15 protein-coding genes and 1 riboswitch are annotated in these 14,135 nt (G+C 39.0%); of the genes, 14 read left to right on the top strand and 1 reads right to left on the bottom strand.

Annotated features, from left to right (window positions below; all coding sequences use genetic code 11):
• The first annotated feature begins 60 nt into the window (after positions 1–60).
• The 13 genes from IEW76_RS01995 to IEW76_RS01935 all read left to right on the top strand — a co-directional run bounded on the left by IEW76_RS01995 (position 61) and on the right by IEW76_RS01935 (position 12,971).
• Positions 61–1,146, top strand: a complete 1,086-nt coding sequence (locus IEW76_RS01995; protein ID WP_505806202.1) for a D-alanyl-D-alanine carboxypeptidase family protein — start codon at positions 61–63, stop codon at positions 1,144–1,146.
• Positions 1,147–1,737, top strand: a complete 591-nt coding sequence (locus IEW76_RS01990) for a nucleoside recognition domain-containing protein (RefSeq protein WP_188650386.1) — start codon at positions 1,147–1,149, stop codon at positions 1,735–1,737. It begins immediately after the preceding gene.
• On the top strand, positions 1,737–2,267 hold the full coding sequence (locus IEW76_RS01985; RefSeq protein WP_188650384.1) for a spore maturation protein: 531 nt from the start codon (positions 1,737–1,739) through the stop codon (positions 2,265–2,267). The genes IEW76_RS01990 and IEW76_RS01985 overlap by 1 nt, the downstream gene beginning before the upstream one ends.
• Before the next feature lie 97 nt (positions 2,268–2,364).
• Positions 2,365–3,093 (top strand): pseudouridine synthase, encoded by a 729-nt coding sequence (locus tag IEW76_RS01980; protein ID WP_188650382.1) that lies wholly within the window; start codon positions 2,365–2,367, stop codon positions 3,091–3,093.
• 68 nt (positions 3,094–3,161) lie between these two features.
• Entirely contained in the window at positions 3,162–3,707 is a 546-nt protein-coding gene (resA, locus tag IEW76_RS01975) for a thiol-disulfide oxidoreductase ResA (protein WP_188650380.1), read from the top strand.
• A gap of 28 nt (positions 3,708–3,735) precedes the next feature.
• Entirely contained in the window at positions 3,736–5,367 is a 1,632-nt protein-coding gene (resB, locus tag IEW76_RS01970) for a cytochrome c biogenesis protein ResB (RefSeq protein ID WP_188650378.1), read from the top strand.
• A gap of 37 nt (positions 5,368–5,404) precedes the next feature.
• Positions 5,405–6,601, top strand: a complete 1,197-nt coding sequence (gene ccsB / locus IEW76_RS01965; RefSeq protein ID WP_188650376.1) for a c-type cytochrome biogenesis protein CcsB — start codon at positions 5,405–5,407, stop codon at positions 6,599–6,601.
• Between the two features lie 68 nt (positions 6,602–6,669).
• Positions 6,670–7,386, top strand: a complete 717-nt coding sequence (locus IEW76_RS01960; RefSeq protein WP_188650374.1) for a response regulator — start codon at positions 6,670–6,672, stop codon at positions 7,384–7,386.
• Positions 7,386–9,152: an ATP-binding protein gene (locus tag IEW76_RS01955; protein ID WP_188650372.1), complete on the top strand. Its 1,767-nt coding sequence runs from the start codon at positions 7,386–7,388 to the stop codon at positions 9,150–9,152. The genes IEW76_RS01960 and IEW76_RS01955 overlap by 1 nt, the downstream gene beginning before the upstream one ends.
• 85 nt (positions 9,153–9,237) lie before the next feature.
• Positions 9,238–9,424: riboswitch (cobalamin riboswitch) on the top strand.
• A 181-nt stretch (positions 9,425–9,605) separates the two neighbouring features.
• Positions 9,606–10,022 (top strand): DUF4430 domain-containing protein, encoded by a 417-nt coding sequence (locus IEW76_RS01950; RefSeq protein WP_188650370.1) that lies wholly within the window; start codon positions 9,606–9,608, stop codon positions 10,020–10,022.
• 2 nt (positions 10,023–10,024) lie between these two features.
• Complete coding sequence (locus IEW76_RS01945) at positions 10,025–10,558, top strand: ECF transporter S component (protein WP_308422026.1); 534 nt, start codon at positions 10,025–10,027, stop codon at positions 10,556–10,558.
• Positions 10,559–11,206: 648 nt separating this feature from the next.
• Positions 11,207–11,749, top strand: a complete 543-nt coding sequence (sigX, locus tag IEW76_RS01940) for an RNA polymerase sigma factor SigX (protein WP_188650368.1) — start codon at positions 11,207–11,209, stop codon at positions 11,747–11,749.
• Complete coding sequence (locus IEW76_RS01935; protein WP_188650366.1) at positions 11,736–12,971, top strand: RsiX family anti-sigma factor; 1,236 nt, start codon at positions 11,736–11,738, stop codon at positions 12,969–12,971. The genes sigX and IEW76_RS01935 overlap by 14 nt, the downstream gene beginning before the upstream one ends.
• Positions 12,972–13,005: 34 nt before the next feature.
• Here the strand turns inward: IEW76_RS01935 and IEW76_RS01930 are convergent, their stop codons facing one another.
• Positions 13,006–13,500, bottom strand: coding sequence for an inorganic diphosphatase (locus IEW76_RS01930; RefSeq protein ID WP_188650364.1), 495 nt, complete (start codon positions 13,498–13,500; stop codon positions 13,006–13,008).
• Between the two features lie 130 nt (positions 13,501–13,630).
• Here IEW76_RS01930 and IEW76_RS01925 point away from each other — a divergent pair, with 130 nt between their 5' ends.
• Positions 13,631–14,089: a helix-turn-helix transcriptional regulator gene (locus IEW76_RS01925; protein ID WP_188650362.1), complete on the top strand. Its 459-nt coding sequence runs from the start codon at positions 13,631–13,633 to the stop codon at positions 14,087–14,089.
• Positions 14,090–14,135: the final 46 nt, after the last annotated feature.

The following is a 14,135-nucleotide window of genomic DNA, read 5'->3' as shown; positions in this document are numbered from 1 at the left end:
GCTTGTCAGCTTCGCATATGTTAGTACAAAGTTTATTGAATGGGAGGACTCCCCTTGAAGCTGAAGTGGATCGTTTTAATATGTGTATGTTTAAGTTTAGTGTTAGCTCCTTTAAAGGTGGATGCTAAACCTTCAGTCTCAGCGCGTAATGCGGTGTTGATGGAGCAAGAAACAGGACGAGTGTTATATGAAAAGCAAGCTCATGAGAAGAGAAATATCGCTAGTATCACAAAGATTATGACAGCGATCATTGCGATTGAATCTGGGATGATGGACGAAACAGTTGAAACTTCTAAACGTGCTGTATACACGGAAGGATCATCTATTTATCTAGAAGAAGGGGAGGAAATGAAACTAGAAGACCTCGTCTATGGTTTGATGCTTCGCTCCGGTAATGATGCAGCCATGGCAATCGCTGAGCACGTTGGAGGAAGTATGGAAGGGTTTGTCCATCTTATGAATCAAAAGGCAGAGTGGATTGGCATGAATCAATCGCACTTTGAAAACCCTCATGGTCTGGATGCGGATGGTCATTATTCTACCGCTTATGATATGGCGCTTCTAACAAGGTACGCTATGGAAAATGACGTGTACAAGAAAATAGCGGGTACGACCACTTATAAGTCTGAGACAAGAACGTATGCTTGGGGTAATAAGAATAAATTGCTCACTCGTTTATATGACTATAGTACAGGAGGAAAAACGGGTTACACAAAAACAGCAGGGCGTACACTTGTGTCTACAGCTGAAAAAGATGGAATGAATCTTATCATGGTTACATTGAATGGACCTGATGATTGGAATGATCATATCCATGCGTTTAATTGGGGATTTAAAAATTTCAAAATGAGAGATTTAAGGAAAGATGGAGAACAATCTCTTGATTCAACGACTGGTTACTTATGGGGTGAGGTTAAAGCTCCATTAACAGATGAGGAGTATATGCAATTAGTGACCAAAACACAAATTCAAAAACCTTCAGATTATGAATCTGTCAATTCCGTATTAGGCCAAGCACTATTCGAAGTGAACAAAGAGGTGGTAGCAACAGCTCCTGTCATGGCAAATCCAATGCCCGCCAATCAAACAAAGAGCTTTGCTCAGACTGTTTTCTCTTTATTTAAAGAGCTTATTGGGGCTAAGTAGATGGTTAATCTAATATGGGTTTTCATGGCAGCTGGAGGAATTATCTTTGCTATGTTTAATGGGACAATGGCGGATGTAAATGAAGAGCTATTTCAAACTGCGGATGATGCTGTGATGCTGAGTATTAGTCTAATGAGTGTATTGGTCTTTTGGTTAGGGCTCATGAAAATTGCTGAAAAAGCGGGGTTATTAGAACTTTTAGCCCGCCTTTTTCGCCCATTGATTAAACGGCTATTCCCAGATATACCTGACGATCATCCCGCTATGGGCTATATCTTATCTAATATTTCAGCTAATTTATTTGGACTTGGTAATGCTGCTACACCAATGGGAATTAAAGCAATGGAAGAAATGAAGAAGTTACAACCCGATAGTGATCAGGCAAGTCGATCAATGATTACTTTTTTGGCTATTAACACCTCTAGTGTCACTTTAATCCCAACAACCGTTATTGCTATTCGTATGAAATATGAATCCATTGCTCCTACCGAGATTGTAGCTACTACTATAGTAGCTACTTTGATTTCCACATTTGGAGCTATTTTGGTAGATCGCTTTTTCTACTCGCTGCGCGAGAGGAGGATTAAGTAATGCAATGGTTAACAACGGTAAGTACATGGATGATCCCTTTAATCATTTTACTCGTACTAATTGTAGGAACAATTAAACAAGTTCCTACATATGAGACGTTTGTTGAAGGAGGCAAAGAAGGAATTAAAATGGCTGTGAGTTTAATTCCCTTTTTGTTAGGTATGATGGTGGCGATTGCTATATTTAGAGCATCTGGTGCCATGGAAGCGGTTGTCGGATTATTTTCCCCCTTATTACAGCTTGTTGGTGTTCCATCCGATATTGTTCCTCTAGCTCTAGTGCGCCCCATTTCAGGGACTGCTGCTCTTGGAATGACAACGGAGATTATAGGTACTCACGGTCCTGATTCATTTTTAGGAAGGCTTGCGTCTACTATGCAAGGCAGTACGGATACGACTCTTTACATTATTACTGTGTATTTTGGTGCTGTTGGTATTAAGAGGATGGGGGATGCATTGAAAGTTGGACTAATTGCTGATTTTATTGGTATAATTGCCTCTATCATCGTTGTGTCGATTGTATTTGGTTAACAAAAGCGTTAAGATGAAAATGCGTTAACATCTTCATGTTAGCGCATTTGTTATGCATAAACGGTCTACATAATATAGATTGAAAAGGAGTTTGGAAATGGCAAATCATCAGGAAAGATTGCAAAAGGTAATCGCGAAAAGTGGAGTAACGTCCAGAAGAAAAGCGGAAGTTTATATTGTTGATGGAAGAGTGAAGGTGAATGGGAAGGTTGTAAATGAGCTTGGAACTAAAGTTGGCCCAAATGACACTGTTGAAGTAGATGGGGTACCTCTTGAAAAAGAAGTTCCTGTCTATTACTTGTTGTATAAACCTAGGGGGGTTATCTCAAGTGTTAGTGATGATAAAGACCGAAAAGTTGTGACTGACTTTTTACCAGAGGTTAATGAACGTGTTTATCCAGTAGGGCGCCTTGATTACGATACGTCAGGTTTAATCATTTTAACAAACGATGGATCCTTTGCTCAGTCACTCATGCACCCGAAACACCAAATCGATAAAGTATATGTAGCAAAGATAAAAGGTATACCTACTAAAGAAGAATTGCAAAGCATGAAAAAAGGGATCAAATCAGATGGTGAACATTTGAAAGCTATTCATACTAAAATGTTGTCTAGTGACCGCAAGAAGAATACATCCATTATTCAAATGGTACTACATGAAGGGAAGAACCGACAAATACGTCGAATGTTTGATGCGTTAGGTTATCCTGTAGATAAGTTGAAGCGCGAGCGCTACGGTTTCTTATCGACTGAAGGCCTACAGCCAGGGGAATGTCGTGAAATGACTCCACATGAAGTGAAATTACTGAAAAAGGCATCTGAATAAAATTGTAACTAAATTTTCAAAGTTTACCACTATGGAAAATGGTATAATGTGCGGGAGGAGTGACAAACATGGCGAATAAGAAGAAAAAAAGGTTTATTTTTAGAAGTGTAGTTTTAGCTATTTTAGCGGTTGCCGTTGGGTTTGCGCTCTATTCCTCCTTTACAGATGGCGAGAAGGCTGCTTTAAAAGAAGGGGACACGGCCCCTAATTTTAAATTGAAAACGGTTAATTATGAGAAAGACACTCTGGCCTTATCAGACTTTGAAGGTAAGGGTGTAATGGTGAACTTTTGGGCTACATACTGTGAACCTTGCAAAGATGAAATGCCTTATATGGAAGAGTTATATAAGAAATACAAGGATAAAGACGTAGAAATTCTGGCAGTCAACCTTGACCAGAGCGAACTTGTCGTTACACGTTTTCTTAAAGAATATGGCATATCATTCCCAATTGTTCATGATCAAAAAGGCCAAGTCATGGGGGAATATGGGGTAGGTTACTTACCGGCTAGTTATTTTATTAACCCAGACGGTACAATTGAAAAGAAAATTATTGGACCATTAACGCTTGATCGTCTGGAAGGGTATTTAAAAGACATCACACCTGAGTCTTAAACGAGCCAAGGGATAGAGAGGTTTTTACATGAACAAAATTAAATGTGAGTGCGGTCATGTTAACCCGGAGGGGACCGTTCTTTGTGAAGCTTGTGGGAAGCCAGTTGAAGAGAATCAGCATATTGATGGGAACAATGAAAACAAACTATTGAACATGCGATACGATGGAAGTGCAAGACGTTCTAAAACATATAATAAAACAATAGTTGATAAAATTTGGAATTTCTTTTCTTCTGTGAAGGTTGGGGTTTGGTTAATTGCTGTTACATTAATCGCTTCTTCATTAGGAACGATCTTTCCACAGGAAATGAATAATCAATCTCCATTACCAGCTGAACAATACTATGAAGAGAACTATGGAATGGCAGGACAAATTTATTATCAACTTGGATTTCATGATTTATATGGTTCTTGGTGGTATATGATTTTAATCGCTTCAATTGGAGTCTCTTTAGTTATAGCAAGTATTGATCGTGTCGTTCCTTTATACCGGTCATTAAAGAAACAAAAGCCAAAACGTCATGAGACATTTATGAAGAGACAGCGTCTATTTGGCCAAGCTGAATATGCTTCTGAACAGGATTACCATAGAGTTATTGATCAATTAAAAGAACGTAGATATAAAGTAATTCAAGAAAATGGTCATGTTCTTGCGGAGAAAGGGCGCTTCTCACGTTGGGGCCCTTATGTGAATCATATAGGGTTAATTATCTTCCTCTTAGGTGCTTTATTGCGATTTGTTCCATCTATGTATGTAGATGCCAACGTATGGGTGCGTGAAGGCGAAACAAAAATGCTAGAAGGAACTGAAGGGGAATATTACATCAAGAATGAAGATTTCATTGTCGAAATGTATGATGAAAATGATGAACGTTACAAAGAATCAATCGAAAAACAAGGTGGTTCTGTACCAAAAAACTATCAAACGAATGCGGTTCTTTATCAAAGAACAGATGAATCTCTTCCAGGTGTAGATCCTGAACTGAAGCAAGTAAAAGAAGGAGAGATTCGTGTAAATGAACCTTTGAAAATTGATGGTTTCGCTATTTATCAGACAACCTATCAGCTAAATGAATTCAAGACAATGACATTTAAGCTTCATGAAAGAAGCGATGCCGATGAACAGTCAATCGGTGAGTTTACAGTTAACCTAGTTGATCCAAAATCTGAATATACATTAGATAATGGATATCGAATTGAGCTTTATGATTACTACCCTGAATTTGAAATGAAAGATGGGGTTCCAAGCTCTTTCTCCAAATACCCGAAAGATCCTGCGTTCGTGTTCCATGTCTATCCACCAGGGCAAGAAGAGCCTGAAGTAAACTTTTTGGCGATTGGCTCCAATTTAGATCCTAGTGGAGAGAATCAATATAAAATTGGTATTACCGATTTAGAAATGCGAGATGTGACAGGATTAACCATTCGCAAAGACTATACACTGCCATTTTTAGGTATTGGTGGCGCCATCTTTATGATTGGGGTTATACAAGGAATGTATTGGAACCACAGACGCATATGGATTCAACCTAAAGAACAAGGATTTTGGGTTGCGGGTCACACAAATAAGAACTGGTTTGGTCTTAAGAAAGACTTAGAGAAAGCATTAGATGGAACTAGTGTGGAACCACCAGAAGACCAACAGGAGTTAAAAGAGTAAACCCATGAAATATTTTGAAGGGTAAGGAGGAATAAAGTTGGAATTAAGCACAATTAGTAGTAATTTACTCTATGCATCCTTCTTTCTTTATTTAATCGCTACTTTCTTCTTCGGAGGTACGATACGTGAGAAAGATGCTCAACAGAAAGAGTCTAAGGCTGGTAAGATTGGTATTACCATTACCATTATTGGATTTGTAGCACAAGTAGGCTATTTTATAACCCGTTGGATTGCTAGCCAACATGCCCCTCTAAGTAATTTATTTGAATATACGACTTTCTTTGGTATGATGCTTGTGCTGGCTTTCATCGTTATATACTTTATATACCGATTAAATGTACTAGGGCTTTTCGTATTACCGATTGCTTTATTAATTATTGCCTATGCGAGTATGTTTCCTAGTGAGATCTCACCATTAATTCCAGCGCTAAATACACATTGGCTGTATATTCATGTGTCTACTGTTTCTCTTGGTCAAGCAATACTAGCTGTCAGTTTTGGCGCGGGTCTCTTATACTTAATTAAAACGTTAGATCAAACTGAAAGAACTAAAAAGAACGCATGGTTAGAGTTTATTATTTACACTCTTTTTGCCGTCATTGGATTTATTGTTATCACAAGCGGATTCCGCTTAGGTGGTTATGAAGTTACCTTTGAAGTTCCTGCAGAAGGAGAGGCAATGGAAGCTAGTACAGTTGATTATACATTGCTTCCTATTGTTGGCCCAACAGATGGCACGTTGCAAACTGAGGGTGCCACTGGACCATTATTAGAAGCTCCTTCATGGATGCAAGGCGAAAAGGCCGCAAGAAAGTTAAATACAATGATTTGGTCCCTTCTAGTAGGTCTTGTCTTATACGTGTTAGCTCGTCTTATATTAAGAAAGCGAGTTGCTGCAGCGATTCAACCCAAATTGTCTCGGGTGAAGCCTTCTTTAGTAGATGAAGTTTCTTATCGTGCAGTGGCAATTGGATTCCCAGTCTTCACACTTGGTGGACTGATTTTTGCAATGATTTGGGCACAAATAGCATGGAACCGTTTTTGGGGATGGGACCCGAAAGAAGTTTGGGCTCTCATTACTTGGTTGTTCTATGCTGTCTTTTTACACTTGCGTTTAGGTGCTGGATGGCATGGGGAGAAGTCTGCATGGCTAGCCGTCATTGGATTTGCCATAATCATGTTTAACTTAATAGCTGTTAACCTAGTGTTAGCAGGACTACATTCATACGCGTAATACATTACAAAGGCTGCTAATCTTAAGATTTGTAGCCTTTGTTGCACAAAAAGAAGGGAGATAGGAATATGGACCAGGGTGGAAAGATTTTAGTAGTAGATGATGAAGAACGTATTCGTCGGTTAATCCGCATGTACTTAGAGAGAGAAAATTACGAAGTTGTAGAAGCTGAAGACGGGGAAGAGGCTCTAGAACTTGCTATTGGTGACGATTTTGATCTCATTCTTTTGGATTTAATGATGCCAGGAAAAGATGGGATTGAAGTGTGCCAGGACATAAGAGAAAAAAAGGCAACTCCAATTATTATGTTGACGGCCAAAGGGGAAGAGTCGAATCGTGTCCAAGGCTTTGAAGCGGGGACCGATGATTATATCGTAAAACCTTTTAGTCCAAGAGAAGTGGTGCTTCGGGTTAAAGCTTTACTAAGGCGCTCCTCATCCACCAAATTCTTGCAAACAGAAACAGGGGCTAGGGATGTGTTGGTGTTTGATCATTTAACAATTGATAATGATGCACATAGGGTAAAAGCTGATGGGAAGGATGTTAGCTTAACACCTAAAGAGTATGAACTTCTTCTTTTCCTTGCCCAAGCTCCTGATAAAGTCTTTGACCGTGAGCAACTTTTAAAGGAAGTTTGGCAATACGAATTCTTCGGAGATTTGCGTACAGTCGATACACATGTGAAACGTCTCCGTGAGAAGCTAAGTAAAGTATCGAAAGACGCTGCCAAGATGATTGTAACAGTATGGGGCGTAGGATATAAATTTGAGGTAGTTGGTGACTAATGTTCTGGCGAAGTGTAGTAGGTAAGTTATGGTTTACCATACTACTTTTAGTATCATTTGTATTATTTATATTAACGGTATTATTACTTGAATTCTTTGAAAGTTACCATATTTATCAAGCTGAAAAGGAATTAATGCAAACTGCTGAAAAGGTTGAAGATATTCTTGATGAGTATGAAGAGCGATCATTAGCCCTTTCCATAGCTGAGAAAATTATTGATCCTTCAAGCAGGATTGTAGTAGCGTTTGATGAAGAAGATCATTGGATTTCCCCCACATATAAAGAGGATGTACCAGTTGTCCCGATGGAGTGGTTGTACCAAGATGAGTCATTATCGACCGTGTTTGATTCAAAAGAAACGGTCATGAAAGAAGATATTATCCCTGAAACAGACACACATGTAATGATCGTAGGGATCCCTCTTGCAGAACGTGGTTCAGGTATTTTCGTATATCAATCCCTTGCTTTTGTTGAACAAACAACGTCTCAAACGACGAAGATCATATTCTTAGGGGCAGGGATAGCGATTATTTTAACAACGATTTTCGCGTTTTTCTTATCGACACGAATTACATCTCCTCTTATAAAAATGAGAGAAGGTGCATTCGAATTAGCTCGAGGTGAATTTAACACAAAAGTTCCTATCTTGACCCATGATGAAATTGGTGAACTGGCCATGGCATTTAATCGCATGGGGAGACAGTTGAAGTTTCATATAAATGCATTAAATCAAGAGAAAGAGCAGTTATCAGGTATTCTTCGGTCTATGGCTGATGGTGTTATTACTCTAAACCGAAAAGGGCATATGCTAGTCACTAATCCTCCTGCTGATCAGTTTATAGATGCTTGGTTCTATGAACATGAAAATGGATTGCCCAATCACGATCTCTTGCCAGGTGAATTACAGGATATGCTTCAAGAAGTTATTACGCAAGAGAAAGAAATTATGACAGAGCTAGTGGTTCAAGGGCGTAGTTTCGTAGTGATCATGACTCCTCTATACGATAAAACGTATGTGAGAGGGGCAGTAGCGGTTATTCGGGACATGACAGAAGAACGAAGATTGGATAAACTTCGTAAAGACTTTATTGCAAATGTTTCTCATGAGTTGAGAACGCCTATTTCTATGTTGCAAGGCTATAGTGAAGCCATTGTAGATGATATTGCTGAATCCAAAGAAGATAAAAATGAATTAGCTAAAATCATTTATGACGAGTCTCTCAGGATTGGAAGGCTTGTCAATGAATTACTAGATCTTGCACGAATGGAAGCCGGGCACATTCAACTAAATCGAGAGTTCGTTAATATCCATGAGTATATTGAACGAATCGTGAAGAAATTCTCAGGATTAGCGAATGAAAAGAATATCACGATTCATGTAGAAGTAGATGATGACTTGAAGCAAGTGTATTTAGACTACGACCGTATTGAACAGGTACTGACGAACTTGCTTGATAATGCTATTCGACACACAGAACAAGAAAAGCAAGTTTTTGTAAAGGTGATTGAAGAAGAAGATGTTCAATTCTCCATTCACGACCAAGGTATTGGGATAGCAGATGAAGATTTACCATTTGTGTTCGAGCGTTTCTATAAGGCGGATAAGTCACGTAAGAGAAGTGAAGGAGGAAAGTCAGGAACTGGATTAGGGCTTGCTATTGCTAAAAATATAGTAGAAGCTCATAAAGGATCCATTTCTGTTCATAGTAAGCAAGGAGAAGGGACAACCTTCTTGTTCAAGCTTCCAAATGATCTCGAATCATGACGAACAATCTTGTTTCCTATGAAACCATCTAGAGATAAGTACTTCCTTTTCTAAAGTAACTATGCTACGATACAAACATAATATAATTTCATAATTTAACTATGGTGTTCTCATATGAGAACTGAATAGGGAATCTGGTTGGAATCCAGAACTGTCCTCGCAACTGTACGTGTGGACGAAAGGGAAATGCCACTTTATATATAATTATAAGGGAAGGCTCTCGAGTAGATCGATACACAAGTCAGTAGACCTGCCATGGTTAACCGTTTCAAAGCTTCGAGGATTGAGCGTTTGAGAGACCTATCTTGTCATTGTTTATAAACGAGATCCGTCATGCTCAAAGACTCTTCCATTAAAAGGAAGAGTCTTTTTTCGTTACAAAAGGTCTGTCTTCGTTCCGTCTCTTCGTATCGCAACGAAACAACTACATATTTTATGGAGAGGTTGGATGAAATGAAACAAATGATGAAAATGCTAATGGCGACTATATTTGTATTAGGAGGACTTGCTGCCTGTGGTCAGTCAACAGAGGATGCAAATAGTGGAGAAAATAATCAATCTACACAGGAACAACAAGAACAGCTTGTAACAGTGGAAATTACAACGAATAACGGGGAAGAAGCTATAGCTGAAAGAGAAATTGAGATTGAAGACGGAGCAACTGTAATGGAAGTAATGAAAGCAAATTTCAATATAGAGACGGGAAGTAATGGTGGCTTCATTACTTCAATAGAAGGTGTAGCCCCTAAAGATGGAGAGCAGAAAGCATGGTTTTATTCCGTTAATGGAGAAGAAGCTATGGTCGGAGCAAAGGAATATACTTTAGAACCTGGGGACACTGTTTCATTTGATTTTCACAGCTGGGAGTAATAATGATGAACTTATATAAACTAACATTGATCTCATTGCTTGCTGCACTTGCCACAGTTGGAAGATTCTTATTCAGTTTTTACCCAAACGTTCAGCCTGTCACAGCGATTATAATTATTTGTGGGATTTGGTTGGGTCCCTTCTATTCTGTGGTGCTAGCTGTGGTGACTACGATATTATCAAATATGTTGTTAGGCATGGGAATATGGACCTTGCCTCAAATAGTAAGCTGGTCATTAATTGGCCTCCTTGCAGGTTGGTTAGGTAAGTATAGGCATGTCATTCCGATGTATGTATATGCTGCATTTGCAGGTGTAAGTGGTTATTTCTTTGGATTTATGATGGCAGTTACATACGGTCAAGTAGGGAACCATTTCTTTGCATATTGGCTAAGCAGTCTCCCGTTTGATACGTATCACGCTGTTGGTAATGTTGTATTCATGATCGTACTATATCCAGTATTATCTCGTTTGTTTAAACAATATGAAAGCAAAAATATACATTCTTTTAAACACCCCAATCAGTCAATGAACTGATTGGGGTGTTTTTTGTAGTTGATTGTATTAGAATTTTTCAAGATAAGGTTAGTAATCATGAAGACTCGAAGCTGAGAGAATGTTTCCGTTAGCTTTAGTTGAGCGTAAGGTGGGCCTGGAAACCACTCGCTTTCCTGTGGGGAGCTGGTGAGCCTCCTCAGCCGGCACGCCGTCTTCCGGGGTCTCACCTAGGCTCTTCTGCCCACGGGAGTCTCGCAGTTTCCAGGCCCACCTTTGCCATACAAGAGTGAACGAAACATGCCATATAGGGTAACATCGGACCTACTGGTGCGAATTGCGGGGCCGTTCACCTCTTTAAAGCCAGGGCTTGATCGGGGACTGCGAGACTCCCGCGGGAAAAGGAGGCTTCCCAGCTCCCCGCAGGAAAGCGAGTAGTCCCCGATCAAGCCCAAGCACTTATAAACGCAGGCGGCCCTTTCCTGCTGAAATATCCAACTCTAACTCTTCCACATAAGTCCCTTATATGGAAGAGTTGTGATAGAAGCTATACTATTTAACATAGACTAGATATTATTCGATTTTGGTAGGAAATGGTCTATTCAAACGCTTGGAAATAATTTATAGTATGAAACGAGTGAAACGTTTTACATATTTTTTCGACTAATGGTATGAACGGGAGGTTGACGAATGGATTCCGTATTTCAAGATCTTTATGAGAAATATCATAAAGATGTTTTTCAATTTATATTTTACATGGTAAAGAATCGGGAGCAAGCTGAAGATCTCGTTCAAGAAGTGTATATTAAAGTCATGAATTCTTATGATCGATTTAAAGGGGATAGTAGTGAAAAAACATGGATGTTTTCAATAGCCCGTCATGTTACAATCGATTTCTTCCGTAAGCAAAAGCGGAAAAGGAATCGGATCATGGAATTCTTTGACTGGGGGGAGCAGGGTCATTTAATACAAGATGATCAGCCCATCCCTGAAGAAATTGCGTTGCAGAATGAAGAAATTCAAAAGATGTACCATTGTTTAGAAAGATGTACGACAGATCAAAAGACGGTGATCATATTGAGGTATATTCAGTCTATGTCCATACAAGAGACGGCTGAAGTTTTAGGAATGACTGTTAGTAAAGTGAAAACCACTCAACATAGAGGGATGAAAGCACTTCAAACTTATATGAATGAGGAAGACGAGGAGGGGATCAAAAGTGAAACGAAATAAAAATCACAGTAGTGACTCCATAAAAGATCTCCTGAAAAGTATGCCTAATGTAGAAGACCGCCAAAACTCTGAAGAACTGTATCGTAAAATCTCTGACAAGCGAAATAAAGAATTACAAAGACGATCCAAGCGAAAGAAAATGGCTACTGGATGGGGAATAGGGCTCGCCTCAGTAGCTGCAACGATTCTATTTTTCATCGCTGTTTTGCCCTCTATGACTCAAGAGCAAGCTTATGATACTTCATCTTCTGATGAATCAGCAGAAGTAAGCAGAGACCAAGCAGAATATAAAGCACAAAATAAAAATGAGATGGATCGTTCATCAAACACCAATGCACAAGAAGAAAGTGCTTCATCTGAAAAGACGGAAGCCAATTTCCGTGATGCTATGTCTACGGAATCTTCTCTAATATCAAGAGTTGTGAAAGATAATGAGAAAGAACAACATGCTATTGCAGCGTTTGGGGATCTGCAAGGTCAATACGTTGTTCCAATTACATTCTCTGTAACACAAGAAGTGAAAAGCATCGACGAATTGTATAATTCTCTTGATGCATTCGAAGAAGAAGTTTGGGGTGTGAGAAAGTATCAGTTTTCATCTGTTTCATTTGATATAAACGAAGAAGAAGGGGTCGTATTGGTGAATTTCCCTGAGGATTATGATTTTCCTGAATCCTCTACCCAAGAGAACATCTTTATAATGTCTCTTAAAGAAATGTTTAGTCCGCTTGATGTGACTACTATTAAACTGGAGACAGACGGTGAACCAGGAGTTAATCTTGGTAACAATACGGGATTAGAGGAAATTGACATTTATGGCGAATCTCTCTACAAGTTATATACTCCACAAAATGGTCCGAAACTATTTATTTCAATTCCTATCAGTCAGGGGTTAACGGTAGAAGAAGCATTAAACGAACTTAAAGTCGATGAGCCAACATTCACTATTGAAGGCACCATTCCAAAAGAATTGGAGATTATAGACGTAAAACCTGATGGTGAGTTTCTTGAAGTTAATTTTAATGTCGCTAACACTATTGATGGGGAGCAGCAGATGCTTACAATGATTGAATCTATTCTAATGACATCTAAGCAATTTGGCTTTACTCAAATTAAGTTCAACAACCTTCCCCATTCGGAGATAGGGAAGTATGATTTAACAAAACCCATTTCTGTTCCATATAGTGTTAATCCTATGCCTTTACAGCAGAGTTCACCATAAATAAAAAGCTCGCCAATTGGCGAGCTTTTTTACATTATTTATTTTCTTCATAACGTGCTAAGCACTCATCAATTAGCTTGCTAGCTGCTTCTACACCTTCGTATTCTCCGATCTCCGTTTTCTTACCTTGAAGATCTTTGTACGTTTGGAAGAAGTGAGAGATTTCTTCTAATTTATGCTGAGGTACATCATCTAGTGTATGAACATCCTTGAAGCGTGGATCCTCTGTAGGAACTGCGATCAACTTCTGATCTTCTTCCCCATCATCAATCATGTTTAAGAAACCAATTACGCGAGATTCAATTACGCAACCTGGGAAAGTAGGGTTTGTAACAAGCACAAGTGCATCAAGCGGGTCCCCGTCTAGTGCTAACGTGTCATCAATATACCCGTATTCGGCAGGATAGAATTGAGAAGAGAAAAGGACGCGGTCTAGTTTAAATACACCTTTTTCCTTATCAAATTCATATTTGTTCTGACTTCCTGTTGGAATTTCAATAAACACATCAATAACTTTATTTTCAGCCATATGAATGCCTCCTTATTCGACAATAGTATGTATGTTCTTGCAGATTTATATTATATCAACATTTAGCTAGGAAGGAAAGCATAGAACATGTTAAAATAAAGGTATCGACGTATGTTAGGACTGATGATAAATGGACCAACATTCTTTAGTTGAGCAACTTTCCCCAAAAGTTAAGCTTGTCCGTGTCGAAAGGGGCTATACGCAGGAACGTATGTCTTTGATACTCGGTGTGTCTAAAAAGACCCTTGTCCAAATAGAAAAGGGTAGAATATTAGCTAGTTGGACAACGTTAGTAGCTATGGTTGCTTTATTTCGAGATAGTGAAGTCATACAAAATACATTGGGAGAAGATCCTCTAGAAGTTTTAGAGACGATTGCCCATGAATCTGTAAATCGCCCTAAACAGCGCACGCTTGGTGGTAAGGTATGGTGGACATCAGTAGATGAGCATAATGGATACATGATACAACAAAATGTTCTAAGTCTACATTATAGGATAATTGATGGGAATTATTATAGGTACTTTAGCAGCTTTGATCTTAAAGAAGCACGTCAGAAATTGGCTGAGCTAGGGGAAAATCCGATATAAAAAAGATCCCTCCATTAATATGAAGGGATCTTTTTAGGAAGATAGT

It is taken from the genome of Pontibacillus salipaludis, from assembly GCF_014642405.1.
Classification (GTDB): domain Bacteria; phylum Bacillota; class Bacilli; order Bacillales; family BH030062; genus Pontibacillus; species Pontibacillus salipaludis.
This window is presented reverse-complemented; position numbering and strand designations above follow the sequence as displayed.